General features: G+C 47.4%; 16 protein-coding genes. 11 read left to right on the top strand and 5 right to left on the bottom strand.

The genetic code is table 11. The features are described 5' to 3' along the window. The first annotated feature begins 102 nt into the window (after positions 1–102). The 8 genes from NSS95_RS06385 to mutL all read left to right on the top strand — a co-directional run bounded on the left by NSS95_RS06385 (position 103) and on the right by mutL (position 13,282). Complete coding sequence (locus tag NSS95_RS06385) at positions 103–2,238, top strand: sigma 54-interacting transcriptional regulator (RefSeq protein WP_014098495.1); 2,136 nt, start codon at positions 103–105, stop codon at positions 2,236–2,238. A 291-nt stretch (positions 2,239–2,529) separates the two neighbouring features. After that, a complete protein-coding gene (locus NSS95_RS06390; protein ID WP_014098494.1) occupies positions 2,530–4,029 on the top strand; it encodes an aldehyde dehydrogenase family protein in 1,500 nt (499 codons plus the stop codon). Between the two features lie 13 nt (positions 4,030–4,042). Next, positions 4,043–5,416 (top strand): putrescine aminotransferase, encoded by a 1,374-nt coding sequence (locus tag NSS95_RS06395; protein WP_014098493.1) that lies wholly within the window; start codon positions 4,043–4,045, stop codon positions 5,414–5,416. A gap of 342 nt (positions 5,417–5,758) precedes the next feature. Further along, a complete protein-coding gene (gene miaB / locus NSS95_RS06400; protein WP_026683679.1) occupies positions 5,759–7,306 on the top strand; it encodes a tRNA (N6-isopentenyl adenosine(37)-C2)-methylthiotransferase MiaB in 1,548 nt (515 codons plus the stop codon). Further along, positions 7,306–7,734 carry a RicAFT regulatory complex protein RicA family protein gene (locus tag NSS95_RS06405; RefSeq protein WP_340713838.1) on the top strand — a complete coding sequence of 143 codons (429 nt, stop codon included), beginning with the start codon at positions 7,306–7,308 and terminating at the stop codon, positions 7,732–7,734. Before miaB ends, NSS95_RS06405 begins: the two co-directional genes overlap by 1 nt. A gap of 189 nt (positions 7,735–7,923) precedes the next feature. Then, positions 7,924–8,463, top strand: a complete 540-nt coding sequence (locus NSS95_RS06410; protein WP_014098490.1) for an outer spore coat protein CotE — start codon at positions 7,924–7,926, stop codon at positions 8,461–8,463. Positions 8,464–8,722: 259 nt separating this feature from the next. After that, the gene (mutS, locus tag NSS95_RS06415) at positions 8,723–11,350 is read left to right on the top strand and encodes a DNA mismatch repair protein MutS (protein WP_043052501.1); all 2,628 of its coding nucleotides are present in this window, start codon (positions 8,723–8,725) and stop codon (positions 11,348–11,350) included. 15 nt (positions 11,351–11,365) lie between these two features. Next, on the top strand, positions 11,366–13,282 hold the full coding sequence (mutL, locus tag NSS95_RS06420) for a DNA mismatch repair endonuclease MutL (protein ID WP_014098488.1): 1,917 nt from the start codon (positions 11,366–11,368) through the stop codon (positions 13,280–13,282). 308 nt (positions 13,283–13,590) lie between these two features. On the opposite strand, the gene NSS95_RS06425 is transcribed toward mutL, so the two are convergent. The 5 genes from NSS95_RS06425 to NSS95_RS06445 all read right to left on the bottom strand — a co-directional run bounded on the left by NSS95_RS06425 (position 13,591) and on the right by NSS95_RS06445 (position 15,270). Next, positions 13,591–13,860: an excalibur calcium-binding domain-containing protein gene (locus tag NSS95_RS06425; protein ID WP_340714050.1), complete on the bottom strand. Its 270-nt coding sequence runs from the start codon at positions 13,858–13,860 to the stop codon at positions 13,591–13,593. A gap of 244 nt (positions 13,861–14,104) precedes the next feature. Continuing rightward, positions 14,105–14,422 (bottom strand): hypothetical protein, encoded by a 318-nt coding sequence (locus NSS95_RS06430; protein WP_071451881.1) that lies wholly within the window; start codon positions 14,420–14,422, stop codon positions 14,105–14,107. 79 nt (positions 14,423–14,501) lie between these two features. Continuing rightward, on the bottom strand, positions 14,502–14,678 hold the full coding sequence (locus NSS95_RS06435; protein WP_340713839.1) for a hypothetical protein: 177 nt from the start codon (positions 14,676–14,678) through the stop codon (positions 14,502–14,504). A gap of 110 nt (positions 14,679–14,788) precedes the next feature. After that, complete coding sequence (locus tag NSS95_RS06440; RefSeq protein ID WP_340713840.1) at positions 14,789–14,998, bottom strand: aspartyl-phosphate phosphatase Spo0E family protein; 210 nt, start codon at positions 14,996–14,998, stop codon at positions 14,789–14,791. An 89-nt stretch (positions 14,999–15,087) separates the two neighbouring features. Then, entirely contained in the window at positions 15,088–15,270 is a 183-nt protein-coding gene (locus NSS95_RS06445) for a hypothetical protein (RefSeq protein ID WP_340713841.1), read from the bottom strand. Positions 15,271–15,529: 259 nt separating this feature from the next. On the opposite strand from NSS95_RS06445, the gene miaA reads away from it, so the two are divergent. From miaA to spoVK, 3 genes are all read left to right on the top strand, one after another. Continuing rightward, the gene (gene miaA / locus NSS95_RS06450) at positions 15,530–16,483 is read left to right on the top strand and encodes a tRNA (adenosine(37)-N6)-dimethylallyltransferase MiaA (RefSeq protein ID WP_340713842.1); all 954 of its coding nucleotides are present in this window, start codon (positions 15,530–15,532) and stop codon (positions 16,481–16,483) included. Between the two features lie 174 nt (positions 16,484–16,657). After that, positions 16,658–16,888 (top strand): RNA chaperone Hfq, encoded by a 231-nt coding sequence (gene hfq / locus NSS95_RS06455; protein WP_013859183.1) that lies wholly within the window; start codon positions 16,658–16,660, stop codon positions 16,886–16,888. 269 nt (positions 16,889–17,157) lie between these two features. Then, positions 17,158–18,099, top strand: coding sequence for a stage V sporulation protein K (gene spoVK, locus NSS95_RS06460; RefSeq protein ID WP_340713843.1), 942 nt, complete (start codon positions 17,158–17,160; stop codon positions 18,097–18,099). The last annotated feature ends 160 nt before the right edge of the window (positions 18,100–18,259 follow it).

Raw genomic sequence — 18,259 nt, forward strand, 5'->3', positions numbered from 1 at the left:
ATGGCAGAAGATGTGCAGGCATCTTCTTTTTTTGTGCCGGACTATTTCCAATATTAAAATATAGTGATACTATATTTTTAGAAGGTGCAAGGAGGAATCGCAATGCCGGCAATTGCAAAAGAAAAAATAAAGCCGATCATCCCCTTTTCGGTTGACGGTGAAGAAGATTTAAGGCTGGCGTTACAAAAGCATAAAGGGCCTTTTCTGTTTTTAAAGAAGGACGGAGAATTATTTGCCTATGCCTTGCTGAATCATCAACTGCTGGAAAAGCTTAAAAAAGGCAACTTTTCAAAAGAAACCCTGCTTCGCCACGCAAAACCGCTTGACGGGATCAGCCGTCTCGATGACCATATTTCCATTACGAGCTTGTTCCAAATCATTGGTGAACCATTTGCGCTTGTGAGAAGCGAAGATGGCCGCCCGTCCGGCTACATCCAAAGAGAGGACATGCTGGCGGAGCTCTTTAAACAGGAAAACGAAAGCGCCCACTTTCTGAAAATCTTGCTCGCATCGATCCCAATGGGCATTTTTGTGCTCAACAGGGAAAAACGGATCATCCATTGTAACGAAGCAGGTTTACGAATGATTAAATTGCCGCACGAAGCGGTGCTGAATGCCCCTGGTAAAAGTATTTTCAGCCATGACCATATCGCAAAAGCGTTTGAAACCGGGAAAACGTATCTGAACCATCTTGAATTCGCAAACGGGGTCGGGGTTTTGGCCGACTACAGCCCGATTCAAAATTTCGCCGGTGAAGTTGAAGGCCTGATCATTGTCGTTCAGGATTTGCCGATGGTAGAAGAAATGGCACTTGAAATCGAATATATAAAAGACTTAAATAAAGACTTGAATGCGATTCTGTCGACGATTTATGACGAAATTCTTGTCGTCAATGCAAAGGGCGAACTGCTTCGCTACGGGGAGAACATCATTGAAGATTTCTGGCAGGTGGACGTAAAAACGCTGATCGGGAAAAATATCCTCGATTTTGAAGACCAGGGCTTATTCACCCCGTCGGTTATAAGGCTCGTGATGGAAAAACGGAAAAAAGTATCCGTTGTGCAGGAAACGCGGACGGGAAGAAAAATTCTGGCCGTCGGGAACCCGGTTTTTAATGAAAAAGGCGCGCTTGACCGGATCATTATTGCATCGCGGGACATAACCGAGACGACCCGGTTAAAAACCGAACTGAAAGAGATGAAAGAAATTTCAGCCCGGTACAAAAAAGAGCTCGACCAGTTCAAAAACAAAGACCGGTTTTTGAAAAAAATGATTTACTGCAGCCCGAAAATGGAAAAAATCATGCACCAGGTAAAGAAAATCGCCGAATTTTCGTCCACTGTTTTACTGTCCGGCGAATCGGGCGTCGGAAAAGAAGTCATTGCCCAGGCGATCCACCAATTCGGGAAAAGGTCGGAAAAACCGTTTTTAAAACTGAACTGCGGTGCGATTCCGGAAACTTTGCTGGAAAGCGAATTGTTCGGATATGTCAAAGGCGCCTTTACAGGTGCGGAAAAAAACGGAAAAGAAGGATACTTTAAGCAGGCGGACGGCGGCATTTTGTTCCTTGATGAAATCGGCGAATTGCCGGTGCACCTGCAGGTCAAATTGCTGCGGGTGCTGCAGGAACAGGAAGTGATCCCGATCGGCAGCACAACCCCCATTAAAATCGATGTCCAGATCATTGCGGCGACAAATCAAAACCTGGCAAAAATGGTGGAAGAGGGCCGGTTCCGGGAAGATTTATATTACCGATTGAACGTCATTCCGATCCGGATCCCGCCGCTCCGGGAACGGCCGGAAGATATATCGCTGCTTGCCTTCCACTTTTTGCAGCAATTAAACGAAAAATACGGCCGGAAGTTTTATTTAACGCCTGATGCGATCAATGTGCTGGAATGTTACCCGTGGCCGGGAAATGTAAGGGAACTGCAAAATATTATTGAAAGGCTGGTCGTCACTGCGGACCATGCTGCCATCGATGGCGGGTTTGTCAGCCAGTTTTTAACATTCGGCTCTGAAAGGAAAAAAATGAAGCCGGTCGTCACAAGAATCATGCCGTTGCAGGAGGCGATGGAGTCCGTCGAGGAGCAGCTCATTTTGCTGGCCATGAACCAGTACAAAACGACAACAAAAGCGGCGAAAGCACTGGGCATCAGCCAGTCTTCCGTCAGCCGCAAATACCAAAAAATATTAAACAAGAAAAACAGGAAAACAGAGGATGCCGTTTTCAAGTAAAGCTTCTTCTAAAAACCCCTGCTGCCGCAAACAAAGCCTAAAAAACGGCGGGACGCTACCATTCACAGTGTCCCGCCGTTTTTTTGCAGCCTGCAACTTGTTTCAGTGCCTCCCGGTGTAAACGCGCCGGTTTTCTTTTTTACTTTCCCCGCTCCGTTTCCATGCAGAAAAAAATAGCATTATGCAAAACTGCATAATGCTGTGCGTGCGAAACCGCATAAATCAGGCTGAAAATTAATTGGCACCCTTCTTGCAAGATTATTCGTCGAAGAGAATAAAGGAGGATGAAAAATGGTCGGGGTACAACAATCCGTCATCAACCTGAAAATGTATATTAACGGCGAATGGATCGATGCAGATAACCGGGAAACGCGTGCCATAAAAAATCCTGCGAACGGTGAAACCATCGCCATTGCCCCGGAAGGCACCACCCGTGATGCCCATGAAGCAGTGGATGCAGCTCGAAAAGCTTTTGAATCGGGGATATGGTCCGGCATTCCTGCACAGGAAAGGGCAGCGTATTTATTTCAAGTTGCCGATAAAATCGACGAAAACGCGAAGGCTTTAACCAGGCTTGAAACGTTGGACAACGGGAAACCGTTAAGAGAAGCAAGCTATGATATTGCCGATGCGGCTGCCTGTTTCCGTTACTACGCCGGCTTAATTACGAAGCCTGACGGGTTTACCTACCATGTCGCAGATCCGATGCAGGCAATGGTTGTCCGGGAACCCGTCGGGGTATGCGGCCTTATCGTGCCATGGAATTATCCGCTTTTAATGAGCGTCTGGAAAATCGCGCCGGCACTGGCAGCCGGAAATACGATCGTTTTTAAACCGTCCGAGGTGACGCCGGTGACAGCCATGAAGCTCTTTGAAATCTTTGAAGAAATCGGCTTGCCGAAAGGTGTCGCCAATATGGTCATGGGCGCGGGGCCGGTAGTAGGCGAGGAGATCGTCACCCATCCGGAAGTGGATATGATTTCCTTTACCGGCGGCACGAAAACCGGGAAACATCTGATGCGGCAGGCGGCCGATACGTTGAAAAAAGTTTCCCTTGAACTCGGCGGGAAATCTCCGAATATTATTTTTGCCGATGCAGATTTTGAAACGGCCGTTGATTACGCCTTGTACGGCATTTTCAGCGGGGCCGGCCAGGTATGTTCCGCCGGCTCGAGAATCCTTGTTGAAGAAAGCTTGTACGAAAGATTTGTCTCCCATTTTGTGGAAAGAGCCGCCAAAATTAAAGTCGGGCCGGGGGATGATCCGGATACGGAAATGGGCCCGCTTGTCAGCGAAGAACATATGAAAAAAGTGCTTTCTTATATTGAAATCGGCAAGCAGGAAGGCGCCACCTTAGCGCTTGGCGGCAACCGCCTATTGGAAAACGGGCTGGATAAAGGGTATTTTGTCGGGCCGGCCGTGTTTGTGGATGTTAAACAAAACATGCGGATTGTCCAGGAGGAAATTTTCGGCCCTGTCGTTGTTATTCAAAAATTCAAGGATGAGGCGGAAGCTGTAAAATTGGCCAATGACACGGTATACGGGCTGGCCGGTGCGGTTTTCTCCAATGACGGGGCCAAGGCGTTAAGGGTCATTAAAAAGATCCGGTCCGGCATTACGTGGATCAATTCCTATCATCCTACTTATAACGAAGCGCCGTGGGGCGGCTATAAGCAAAGCGGAATCGGGCGCAGCCTCGGCACATTCGGGCTCGAAGAATTTCAGGAAATCAAACAAATCAACATCAATTTACAAGTGGAACCAACCGGCTGGTTTTCACATGAAAAATAAGGAGAGATCATAAATGGGGATAGATATCAAACAAGAGAAGAAAAACAGCGAAGAACAAGCGGTACTCGGTTATATTCATAAAGTGCTGAATTTAATTGAAAAACAGGAAGTCACGCAGGAAGAAGCGGAATGGATTACGAAGGAAACGGTGGACGGATTCCGCGAATATGTGAATCCGGGCTTTCTGGAATACCGGAAAACCGTGACGGAAGGCGGCCAGTTTGCGGCAGTCGAATGGTCCGACAGCGGCGCCTGTTTTAAAGATGTAAACGGCAAAGAATATATCGACTGTCTGGGCGGTTTCGGAATCTACAATGTCGGGCACCGTAATCCGAAAGTCGTAAAAGCTGTGACCGACCAGCTGAAACGCCAGGCGCTCCACAGCCAGGATTTGCTTGACCCGCTTCGGGCCATGCTTGCAAAAATATTGGCGGATATCACGCCCGGCGATTTAAAATATGCGTTTTTCACAAACAGCGGAACGGAAAGCGTGGAAGCGGCATTGAAACTCGCAAAAATGTACAGCGACCGGACAACCATCATTTCGACTACCCGTGCTTTTCATGGGAAAAGCCTCGGTTCATTGTCCGGGACGGCGAAAGGCATGTTCCGCAAACCATTCCTTCCGCTTGTTCCGGGCTTCCGCCATATCCCGTACGGCGACATTGACATGATGCGAAAAACGTTTGAAACATGCGCCCTTGTCGGAGAAGATGTTGCAGCCGTCATGCTGGAGCCGATCCAAGGGGAAGGCGGCATTATTCTCCCGCCGGAGGGCTACTTGCAACAAGTCCGTGAACTTTGCGATGCGTTTGGCGCGCTGCTCATTTTTGATGAAGTGCAGACCGGCATGGGCCGTACCGGAAAAATGTTCGCGGCGGAACTTTACGGCGTCGTCCCGGATATTCTCTGTCTCGCGAAAGCTTTTGGCGGCGGTGTGATGCCTGCCGGCGCGGTGGTCGCGAAAGAAGAAGTGTTCAAAAGCTGGTTCCCGAATCCGTTCATGCATACTACCACTTTCGGCGGAAATCCGCTTGCCTGTGCTGCGGCAATTGCAACGATCGGTGTCCTCATCGAGGAAAAGCTGCCGGAACGCGCAGCTGTTGCCGGGGATTATTTCCTGAACGGCTTAAAAGAGGCGGCAAAAGGCCACGAAGACATTGTCCAGGAAGTCCGCGGGAAAGGGTTAATGATCGGGATAGAATTCCATTCGGATGAACTCGGTTATGAAGTGGCAAAAGGCATGTTTGACGGGGGCGTGCTTGTCGCAGGCACATTGATTAATTCGAAAACTTTGCGCTTTGAACCGGCACTTACAATCAGCTATGAAGAAATCGACCAGGTTATCCGTACGTTCAAACACGTTTTATCGCAAGTGAAGGCATAAAATGTAAAACGGAAGAGAAACGCAAAAAGCCTCTGCCTGAAACAGGAAGGGGCTTTTTGCGCCGGGCACGAAGGTAACGGCTTCTTTTTTCCCGGTAAAGCGCACAGCCCGGTGTTTTGCCAATGTGACACCGGCACAAACCGCGAATGAATCCGCGTTAAATGGTTAAACAAACGGCTTTTGAAGTCCGGATGTTCCGGGAATCGTGAAAAACTTGACACATACCGGGAACGGGGGTTTGTTGTAATAGGAGAAAAAACCATTTATACTGGTTATACGCATGATTTTTATATGGTTGCCGCAAATTGAGCGCGGCATGGTGCAAACAGAAAGGGGATTGCCATGAACGAGAAACAACGTTTGGAACAGCAGCAAGTGAACCCTGTAGAGCCTGCGGACAAAAAATCCGAAAAGGACTACAGCAAATATTTCCAATCGGTTTATATTCCGCCGAATTTAAAAGAAGCAAGAAAACGGAGCCGGAAACCAGTCCAGTATTTTAAAGACTTCGAAATCGATGAAGACTTAAAAGGCATGGGCGACGGATTGAAATTTTACATCCGGACTTACGGCTGCCAAATGAACGAACATGACACGGAAGTGATGGCCGGCATTTTTATGCAGCTTGGTTACACACCGACCGAAACGGTGGAAGATGCGGATGTGGTTCTGCTAAATACATGCGCCATCCGTGAAAATGCCGAAAATAAAGTGTTTGGCGAAATCGGCCACCTGAAACCGTTGAAAACGGAAAAACCGGACATGCTGATCGGGGTTTGCGGCTGTATGTCGCAGGAAGAATCCGTCGTCAATAAAATTTTGCAAAAACACCCGCATGTCGATATGGTTTTCGGCACCCACAACATTCACCGCCTGCCGCACATTTTAAAAGAAGCGTATATGTCCAAGGCAATGGTTGTGGAAGTATGGTCCAAAGAAGGCGACGTGATCGAAAGCCTGCCGAAAGTGCGCAAAGGCAACATCAAGGCATGGGTAAACATCATGTACGGATGCGATAAGTTCTGCACGTATTGTATCGTGCCGTATACGCGCGGAAAAGAGCGGTCAAGGCGTCCGGAAGACATCATCCAGGAAGTGCGTGAACTGGCAGCCAAAGGCTACAAGGAAATCACGCTGCTCGGCCAGAACGTCAATGCCTACGGAAAAGATTTTGATGACCTTGAATACGGACTTGGCGATTTGATGGATGATCTGCGCAAAATCAACATCCCGCGCATCCGCTTTACCACGAGCCATCCGCGCGATTTCGACGACCGTCTGATCGAAGTGCTGGCGAAAAAAGGAAACCTTGTCGAGCATATCCATCTTCCTGTCCAGTCTGGTTCAAGCGAAATTTTAAAAATTATGGGCCGCAAATATACGCGGGAACAATATTTGGAACTCGTCAGAAAAATCAAAGCCGCGATTCCGAATGTGGCGCTGTCTACCGATATTATTGTCGGTTTCCCAAACGAAACCGAAGAGCAGTTTGAAGAAACCTTGTCCCTGTATAAAGAAGTCGGGTTCGAAACGGCCTATACGTTTATTTATTCCCCGCGCGAAGGCACGCCGGCAGCCAGAATGAAAGATAATATCCCGATGGAAGTGAAAAAGGAAAGGCTGCAGCGCCTGAATGAACTCGTCAATGCCTATTCAAAAGCGGCCATGGAAAAATACGAAGGCCAGGTTGTGGAAGTGCTTGTAGAAGGCGAAAGCAAAAACAATCCGGAAATTTTAGCCGGTTACACACGCAAAAACAAACTCGTCAACTTCAAGGGGCCGAAATCAGCAATTGGAAAACTTGTGCAGGTAAAAATTACGAAGGCGAAAACATGGTCACTGGACGGGGAAATGGTGGCCGTGCCTGATCCGGCCGGGGTGGAAGCGTGATGCAGAAGTTTACAAAAGATGATATCGTCGCAAAAGCTGCCGAACTTGCGAAAATGATTGCGGAAACGGAAGAGGTCGATTTTTTTAAGCGGGCGGAAGCGCAAATCAATGAAAATGAGAGAGTCCGCAATTTAATTGCCAATATTAAAGCTTTGCAAAAGCAGGCTGTCAACTTGCAGCATTATGGAAAAAAAGAAGCATTAAAACAAGTAGAAGCCAAAATAGACGAACTGGAGGAAGAACTGGACGGCATCCCGGTCGTTCAGGAATTCAAGCAGTCACAGGTGGACGTAAACGACCTGCTCCAGATTGTCACAAATACCATTTCCAATACGGTCACGGATGAAATCATCAAATCGACCGGCGGCGATCTTTTAAAAGGCCAAACCGGATCCCAGGTGAAATATTCTTCCGGCACCCTCCACTGAAAAAAACGGTGTGCATCTGTGCACACCGTTTTTTTGGTGCGCAGCACAAGGCAAATCCATTGTACGGGCACCCTCCTATTGTCGCGGCATATGTTAGGATTACCCGGAGGTGGCGAGAAAAAGAATTGGCACACCGGCCTGGGTAAAAGCATAGGATGAATTGAAAATAGATGAGGAGGGTTCGCTCGAATGGCAGAATATAGAGAAATCATTACAAAAGCAGTCGTTGCGAAAGGGCGCAAATTTACGCAGTCCAATCATACGATTTGCCCGCCGCAGCATCCTTCGAGCATTTTAGGCTGCTGGATTATCAACCATAAGTACGAAGCCAGGAAAATAGATAAAGAAGTTAAAATCCGCGGCTCTTATGATGTGAACATCTGGTATTCCCATAATGACAATACGAAGACATCGGTCATGACGGAAAAAGTCGAGTATACCGATACCGTTAAATTGCATTACAGGGATCCGGATTGCCTGGACGACAAAGAAGTCATCGCAAGCGTCCTGCAGCAGCCGAATTGCATTGAAGCGGTCATTTCGCCAAACGGCAATAAAATCATTGTCAGTGTTGAAAGAGAGTTTCTCGTGGAAGTCATCGGAGAAACAAAGGTTTGTGTTGCCATCTCGCCTGAAGGATGCAGCGATGACGATGAATGGGAAGAAGAAAGCAGCGACGAGTTTGAAGAATTAAACCCTGACTTTTTAGTGGGAAGTGAAGAAGAATAGAAGCCACAAACTAGGAGACATGCACTCCTAGTTTTTTTCTGGGCATCCGGCGGTAAAAGCGCGGCCATTTGCCCCACCAAAACGCATGCTTAGAATGCACGCGAAATCCTGTAATGGGTTTTGACACAGGCAGAAAAAACCTGGCATCCCTGGAGGAGACATTGAAAATCAACAGACAAGGCCCGGCTTTGTAAAATGATCCGTATTTCAATTTATGAAGGCCTTCATGCAAATATGTTATAATAAACAGGATTGAAGAATGATTGAAAAGCAGGAAAGGAATTTGGTAAGAATGGCTGCGTATACCCCAATGATCCAGCAATATTTGCAAGTGAAGGCGGAATATCAGGATGCCTTTTTATTTTTCCGTCTCGGCGATTTTTATGAAATGTTCTTCGAAGATGCCATTAAAGCGTCCCAGGAACTGGAAATTACATTAACGAGCAGGGACGGCGGCGGCGACGAGAAAATCCCGATGTGCGGGGTACCGTACCATTCCGCCAGCACTTATATTGAACAGCTGATTGATAAAGGCTATAAAGTGGCGATATGTGAACAGATGGAAGACCCGAAACTGGCAAAGGGTGTTGTCAAGCGGGAAGTCATCCAGCTGATTACCCCTGGCACCTTGATGGAGGGCAAATCGCTCGCGGAAAAAGAAAACCACTATATTGCGTCTGTTGCATCCCCGGCGGACGGGAATTTCGCGATTGCCTATATAGATTTGTCAACAGGGGAGGGCAGGGCTTGTCTTTTGGAAGGCCCGTTTGAAGAAGTACTGAACGAACTGGCGTCGATCGGCGCAAAAGAAGCTGTGGTAGATCCGGAATTTCCGGATGAATACGCGCGGCTAATGAAAAATACAGGAAATATCACCATTTCGTTTGAAACGGATACGGCTGTAAAGGAAGGCTTTGAAAGGCTTCTGCCCCAGTTGGAACCGGAGCTTTTGCGGCTGGCTGCAGCAAGACTGTTAAACTATTTATTCCGCACGCAGAAAAGGAGCCTCGATCATCTGCAGCCGGTTGAAATGTATGAAGTCCGCCGGTTTTTAAATATTGATTATTACTCCAAGCGTAATCTCGAACTGACTGAGACGATCCGCGGGCAAGGCAAAAAAGGATCGCTTTTATGGCTGCTCGATGAAACGATGACAGCCATGGGCGGCAGGCTTTTAAAACAGTGGATCGGCCGGCCGCTGCTTAAGCAGGAAAAAATAGAAGCACGGCTTCAAATGGTGGAAACCTTTTTAAACCATTACTTTGAGCGGGAGGATATCCGCGAGCGCCTGAAGGAAGTATACGACCTGGAAAGGCTTGCCGGCCGGGTGGCATTTGGCAATGTGAATGCACGTGACCTCATCCAGCTGAAATGCTCGCTACAGCAAATTCCGGGTATCCGGGCGGTCATGGAAAGCTTGGAAAGCCCGGAAAGCAAAAAATTGGCGGCGCTTCTTGACCCGTGTGAAGAACTGACAGATTTGCTCGAACGCGCGATTGAGGACAATCCCCCGGTTTCCGTGAAGGAAGGCGGGATGATCCGCGACGGCTATAACGAAGAGCTGGACCGCTACCGCGACGCGAGCAAAAACGGCAAGCAGTGGATTGCAAGCCTCGAACGCGACGAGCGCGAGCGGACCGGAATCAAGTCGCTGAAAGTCGGATACAACCGCGTGTTCGGCTACTATATTGAAGTGACGAAGGCGAACCTCCACCTGCTCGAAGAAGGCCGCTATGAACGGAAACAGACGTTGGCGAACGCCGAGCGGTTCATCACACCGGAATTGAAAGAAAAAGAAGCGCTTATTTTACAGGCGGAAGAAAGAATGATCGATCTGGAATACGAGCTGTTTACGGAAATCCGGGCACATGTAAAAGAATTTATTCCCAGGCTGCAGCGCCTCGCAAAAGCGGTCAGCACGATTGATGTGCTGCAAAGCTTTGCCGTCGTAAGCGAAAAACGCCACTACACAAAGCCGGTATTCCGGGAAGACGGCGTGCTGAAGATTACGGAAGGGCGCCATCCGGTCGTGGAAAAAGTACTCGATTCGCAAAGCTATGTGCCAAACGACTGCCTGATGGATGAAAACCGAGAGATTCTGCTGATTACCGGGCCGAACATGTCCGGGAAAAGCACGTATATGCGGCAAATTGCGCTGACGGTAATCCTTGCGCAAATCGGCTGCTTTGTGCCGGCACGCGAGGCGGAGCTGCCGGTTTTTGACAGGATTTTTACACGGATTGGCGCAGCCGATGATCTCATTTCTGGCCAGAGTACGTTCATGGTCGAAATGCTTGAAGCGAAAAACGCGATTGCAAACGCAACGGAACGAAGCCTGATTTTATTTGATGAAATCGGGCGCGGAACGTCTACATATGACGGGATGGCACTCGCCCAGGCGATGATCGAATACATCCATGATGAAATCGGGGCCAAAACGCTTTTTTCCACCCATTATCATGAGCTGACGGCGCTTTCTGCGGAACTGGGCAAGCTGCAAAACGTCCATGTCAGCGCCATGGAGCAAAACGGCAAAGTGGTTTTCCTCCATAAAATCAAAGAAGGCCCTGCAGATAAAAGTTACGGGATCCATGTGGCAAAGCTGGCCGGCCTGCCGGAACAAGTGATTCGCCGCGCCGAAAAAATTCTCCATGCGCTTGAAAACCAGGATAACGGCGAAACGCAGATGAACCCCCCGGAGGCGGCTGCTGCCACAGAGCCCGCGCAACTGTCCTTTTTTGAAGAGCCGGAAACGCCGCGTCAGAAAACGGTTGAAGCAAAGGAAAGAAAGGTGCTCAAGCAAATTAGGGAACTCGATTTGCTCGAGATGACGCCGCTTGCGGCCATGAATGCACTCTATGAGATTCAGAAAAAATTAAAAAAATAGGTGGTGTTGTCCGCGATGGGAAAAATTGCACAACTGGACGAGTTGCTTTCTAACAGGATTGCAGCCGGTGAAGTGGTCGAACGGCCGGCATCTGTCGTGAAGGAACTGGCTGAAAATGCCATCGACGCGGAAAGCACAGTTATCGAAATTGATGTCTGGGAAGCCGGTATGGAAAAAATCCGTATGATTGATAATGGAACCGGCATCGAGCCTGACGATGTTGAGCTTGCTTTCTCACGCCACGCCACAAGCAAAATCAAAAACGAACATGATCTGTTCCGGATTCGTTCGCTCGGTTTTCGCGGCGAAGCGCTCCCGAGCATTGCTGCTGTTTCCCGTGTTGAAATCGTCACCTCAACCGGAAACGGGCCCGGGACAAAAGCGGTCATTGAAGGCGGGAAATGGGTGGCCCGCGAACAGGCGCCGAGCCGGAGAGGAACGGAAATTACGGTCACCGATTTATTTTTTAACACGCCTGCGCGGTTAAAGTATATGAAGTCGATCCATACCGAGCTCGGCAATATTACCGATGTGGTGAACCGCCTCGCGCTCAGCCACCCCGAGGTGTCTTTCCGCCTCCGCCACGGCGGAAAGATGCTGCTTCAGACAAGCGGGAACGGCGATGTGCGTCAGGTGCTTGCCGCCATTTACGGCGTGAACATTGCCAAAAAAATGATTCCGGTACAAAGTCAAACACTTGATTTTGAAATCAACGGGTTTATCGCTTTGCCGGAAATTACGCGGGCTTCACGCAATTATATTTCCACGATGGTAAACGGCCGGTTTATCAAAAATTATGCGCTTGTAAAGGCCATATTAGAAGGTTATCATACACTGCTCCCGATCGGCCGCTACCCGATTGTGTTGATGTCGCTAAAAATGGATCCGGTTTTAGTCGATGCGAATGTTCACCCGGCCAAGCTTGAAGTGCGGTTCAGCAAAGAAAAGGAGCTGTGCCGGGCGATTACGGGCGCGATTAAAGCTGCTTTCAAAAAGCAGGAATTGATTCCGTCCGGCATGGTGCGGCAAGCAGAAAAACCAAAACAGGAACAGGTGTCGTTCCAGCTTGACCATTTGCCGGGAAAAACGGAACCGGAAACTCCGAAAGCTTTCTCCGCGCCTGTTGCGCCGCACCCATCGCCCCGGCCGGAGGAAACGGAAATGGGGCAGCACGATAAAAGCCCGGATGCAGAACCCCATCTCAGCGTGGAACAGCCGGCCGCAGATTTCCCGGCATTTTCAGGGGAAAATCTGGATTCTGTTTTTCCAGATGAAATCCATGAACCGGCGCGCGATGGATTTGATGTTGAAGAGGCAAGAGGGCAGGACGCGGCACAGCAGCCGGCATCCCGCATCCCGCCGATGTATCCGATCGGCCAGATGCACGGCACGTATATTTTTGCCCAAAATGAAAACGGCTTGTATATCATTGATCAGCACGCCGCCCAGGAGCGGGTCAAGTATGAATTTTTCCGCGAAAAAGTCGGCGAAGTGAAAAAAGAAGTGCAGGAAATGCTTGTGCCGCTGACTTTAGAATACGCAACGGACGAAGCCATTAAAATTCAGGAGAACCTCGATGCGCTGAAAGAGGTCGGCGTTTTCCTTGAACCATTCGGGCACAACAGCTTCATTGTCCGTTCCCATCCGACATGGTTTCCGAAAAATGAGGAAAAAGAGGTCATTGAGGAAATGATCGAGCATGTCCTTTCTATAAAAAAAGTCGATATTAAAAAATTGCGTGAAAAAGCGGCGATTATGATGAGCTGCAGAGGGTCCATCAAGGCGAACCGGCATTTGCGCAATGACGAAATCCAGGCACTGCTCGATGCGCTCCGAATGGCATCCGACCCGTTTACATGCCCGCACGGCCGTCCAATCATCATCCATTATTCGGTGTACGAACTCGAAAAAATGTTTAAACGGGTCATGTAACTCCCGGATCGCGAAACCCCTTGATGATCAAGGGGTTTCAATCTTTTTAACGGGTGTTTGATCACATTTCAAACAGGTTTGAAATCGTTGTATTGTTCAACCTTTTACTAGCGTATCGATACCATCTTCCACTAGAGACCCATCAGCCCGTTAATGATAAGTGCTTTGGATAATACGAGAGGGGGTGCAGTTTTTTGTTCTGATTCTTGACTTTTGTCATTCATTGTGATGACGCCTTGTTTAGAATCGCTGTTCACGCCATATAGGTTCCGTCTTTGATTCTAAGAAAAAGCCTAGAGGGCCTTTTCCTATCTTTCACAAGCGATATTATCATGGCCCCTGTCTTTTGTTTTATTTTTGTCATACAGTGCTTTTGAAACGTATGGCTTATAGTGTGTCTTTCCACCTTTGTTTTTTGCGCTTTTACTTCTTGCAACGCCGCCTTTGTAATCTTTATTCAAGGCTTTACAGTTGGCATAAGTCTTTGCCTTTGCCGCATCAACATCATGAGAAGCAGCAAACGATACTCCGAAAATTAGGCCGGAAGCAACTGCGACTGAAATGATTTTTCTCGCTATAATTCTCCTCCAAGTTCACTTAAATGATTTTATATAGTCACCAATGAAAAAGATGTTATAACTTCCATATATACCTAATTCTTGTAGTGGACGGAACAACTTCGGTATGAGCAATTGGACACCATCGTGTTAAAGAATATAGAATACATATCTATCAAATCGACTTAGGTTTCCATGCATTCATCCGATTTTCATCTGCAAATGACTTTACAGAGGGGCAACTTCCTTTACATATACGATTTGGTCACTGATTTTTATTTTGCTTCATCATATTAATTTCGAATTCTGCGTCTGCAACTTTTCTATTTACAAAAATGACACCATTACGAAGATCTTTGATTTCATCTTTGACGCCTGCAATCTCACCGTGGACATGGTGGACATCCATTGATAGGGCATCAATCTTTGCATCTGTTTCTTCCTGGCGGTCGCGTATGGCTCTGACAATTTGTCCCAGTTCTTTTTGACCGGATTCCATAACTTCCAATCTTTCGTTCAGTTCTTTCTGACCCGATTCCAGTGAGCTTAGCTTCTTAAGGATAAGATCCAGCTTCTGATCCATTGTCAATCTCCTTCCAAATGGTTTTGATGATCTTCTTCTTCGGGGTAATTTCTATCACCATCCATTATATATTGCATTTTTAATCCAATCCATAGGAATTCATCTCTGACCTGAAAATATGCGCCGGCTGATTCTCATCTTCCGCTGGTGCCGCATTCGATGCGGTATGACATCTCATTTGTTTTGCAAGGCGCAGATTGCTTTCAATCACGGGCCGTACAAGTCCTTTTGTTTCCTCGTCGATTGCAAGCGCCATGCCGGAGTCCACTTTTCCAGGAGGCAACGGCTGACGGGCCACCATGACAACGGCATGCAAAAAAAGCAGCGACTGGTATTGGTTTTAGGGTAATGAGCGGTTGGCAGGAATTAATCATGGAAAGAGCCGTCTTTGCTTTGTGCGAGCATGCCCAGCTGGTATTCATAAATCAGTTTGTCCAATAATTGGCTTTGACGGATCGTTTCCGGGTGGTTCATGCCGTTTTGTTTGGCACACTGCATCAATTGTTCGCGGAGGATGAAAATATTGCGGGACAGATGGGCAGAGGCAAGTATGAGATGCTGATTCGTTTTTTCCATGCAAACATCCCTTTCGGAGAAAAATAAGAAGATTAGAAAAACAGTTTTGAAGAAAAGGCAGCATGAGCGTGTTTTGGAGGCGGTTGTGCTTAAGATGGTTTTTTTGCGGAGCTGGCAGGCATATCGTTTGCATCAGGGTCAATGGCATGCCTGAGCAAAACGATATCTTCATATATACTTTTTTTTACAGCCTCATACGGGCATTTGTGGTATTCATCCAAAAGCCGCCCTAATTCCATGATGAAAATGATGCGTTCGTCATTTTTAACCATACGAAACAACCTGCCTTACATAGATCATAATGATTATCCTTATTATATAGTATAAATGGACCGGATGTGAAGCAGGACTTTAGCCCTATACACATTTTTTTAAATATTTTTTCGTAAGTGAATTTTCAAGGATTAATAAAATCCCGAAAAAAGGGAAACTGTATAGATGTTCTGTTTGCTGTTTTATGGTACGATAGAGACGAAAAAATCCGGGGATTTAAAGAATGCTGCAATCTCCGGCATAAAAGGTAGGGTACGAATGGCAAAACAAAAACTGATCGTACTGATCGGCCCGACAGCATCAGGAAAAACGGCACTTAGCATCCGCCTCGCGAAAAAATTCAATGCTGAAATCATCAGCGGCGATTCGATGCAAGTATACAGAGGCATGGATATCGGCACAGCAAAAATTACGCAGGCTGAAATGGAAGGGATTCCCCATCACCTGATCGACATTAAAAATCCGGATGAGTCTTTTTCGGTTGCTGAATTCCAGCAACTGGTACGGGAAAAAATAAGCGATATTGCTTCCCGCGGCAAGTTGCCCATGATCGTCGGCGGCACAGGGCTTTACATACAATCTGTCTTATACGATTACCGTTTTTCGGACATTGCCGGAGACCCGGCATACCGCGCGGAACTTGAAAAGATTGCAAGGCGGGAAGGGCCCGGCCCGCTTTATAAATTACTGGAAAAAACCGATCCGGAAAGTGCCGCAAAGATTCATCCTCATAATGTCAGAAGGGTGATCCGGGCGTTGGAAGTATGCCATTTTTCCGGTAGGACGATGCAAGACTACAAGAAACAGCAACAGGATGAACCGCTTTATTGTGCGGCGCTCATTGGGCTTGTGATGGAAAGGGAGAAGCTGTATCAACGCATTAACGAACGGGTCGATCAAATGATGGAACGCGGTTTAATCGAGGAAGTGAGAAAGTTGTATGACAAAAATTTGCGCGGTGTCCAGTCCATCCAGGCGATCGGCTACAAAGAGCTGTACGATTACTTTGACGGGCGCATGACCCTTGACGAGGCTGTTTCCCGCTTAAAACAAAATACAAGGCGTTTTGCCAAAAGACAGCTTACCTGGTTCCGCAATAAGATGGAAATTGAGTGGTTTGACATGACAAAAGAGGAAGAAAAGGAAAAAAAATTTGAAGAAATTTCCGCTTTCATAGCAGGAAAGCTACAATTAAAATCGAATAGTTTATAATATAGAGTATAGCCAGGAACACGCGTGACTTCAGTCATGAGATGCTCCGGGCACCGAACCGCAGAAACTGCGGGGGCTGCCTGCTAAAATCACCGGAGATCCACCGGCGTTTGCAGGAATCTCGCGGCTTTAGTCATGAGCAGGTTAAAATAGAGAGAAAGAGGAGGATTCGCAATGAACAAAGCCATCAATATTCAGGACCAGTACTTAAACCAATTGCGGAAAGACGGTACGGTTGTCACAGTCTTTTTGATGAACGGCTTTCAGCTTCGCGGCCAGGTAAAAGGCTTTGATAACTTCACCGTGCTGATTGAAACAGACGGCAAACAGCAACTCGTTTTCAAACATGCGATTTCAACGTTCCAGCCGCAAAAAAATGTTCAAATCAATTTCGAGGAAAATTAAAACAAAATGTCCGGCAGCTTGCCGGGCATTTTAAATATGTGTACTGTTATCCGCTTCTGAAACATAAACTGATACAGATCATTATTTCTCGGGAAAGCGCAAAAACCGACAATTTCCCCCGCCATTTTGGATGGTGCTGATTTTCGACCGGTGCGGATTTGAAAAACAACCGGTTTTCTTATGCCGGACAACAAGTTTTTGTACGTGGGCATTTGTCACACTCCCGGCCCAATCCGCGTATATTGTCTGTAGAATGCGAGGTGGCGGTGATGGATCAACCGATTCGTATGAAAAATAACGGCCAGATCAATATTGTCCTCCATGCGGGCCAAAGGGAGGCCGTTATTCCCCAGCCGAAAATAGAAACCGGCAAAAAAGATTTATCAGCAGAACATGAAATTTTAAAAGAAATTGAAGATGAACTTGGCACGCTCGTCGGAATGGAAGAAATCAAAAAAATGGTTAAAGAAGTTTATGCCTGGATCTATATTAACAAGAAAAGGGAAGCCGCCGGGTTAAAAACGGGAAAGCAGGCCCTTCATATGATGTTTAAAGGCAATCCCGGAACCGGCAAAACAACTGTCGCCCGATTGATCGGGAAATTGTTCCATAAAATGAATGTATTGTCAAAAGGCCACTTGATTGAAGCGGAAAGAGCCGATCTGGTTGGCGAATACATCGGCCATACGGCGCAAAAGACAAGAGATTTGATTAAAAAAGCGATCGGCGGCATTTTATTTATTGATGAAGCGTACTCTCTCGGCCGCGGCGGCGAGAAAGATTTCGGGAAAGAAGCAATCGATACGCTTGTAAAGCATATGGAAGACAAACAACACGAATTTATTTTAATTTTGGCCGGCTATTCAAACGAAATGGATTATTTCCTGAGCCTGAATCCGGGACTGCATTCCCGGTTTCCGATCGTGTTCAACTTTCCTGATTACTCGGTAGAGGAACTCATGGATATCGGGAAAAGGATGCTGACGGAAAAAGAGTATACGCTCAGTTTGGATGCAGAACGGAAGCTTCACGACCATCTGGCTTTTGTCAAAACAACGAGCACCCCTGCCAGTTTTTCAAACGGCCGGTATGTGCGGAATGTAATTGAAAAGTCAGTGCGCGCCCAGGCGATGCGGCTGTTAATGCAGGCTTGCTATGACCGCCATGAGCTGGTCACGCTGCGCAGTAGTGACCTTGTTTTTCCGGACTGACGCCTGTATCCTATGCGGTTTGCAGCAGGCGCTTATTTTCCGTAGGGAAGCTTAAACCGGCTTTTTCGGCCAGATGTTTCGCACGGAAAATAAGCAGCCCGGGAAGACATTTTCAAGAAAGGTAAGCCCGGGCATAACAGCGCCCGGCATTTTTTAATGG

Source organism: Weizmannia sp. FSL K6-3076, from assembly GCF_038007245.1.
Classification (GTDB): domain Bacteria; phylum Bacillota; class Bacilli; order Bacillales; family Bacillaceae_C; genus Weizmannia; species Weizmannia faecalis.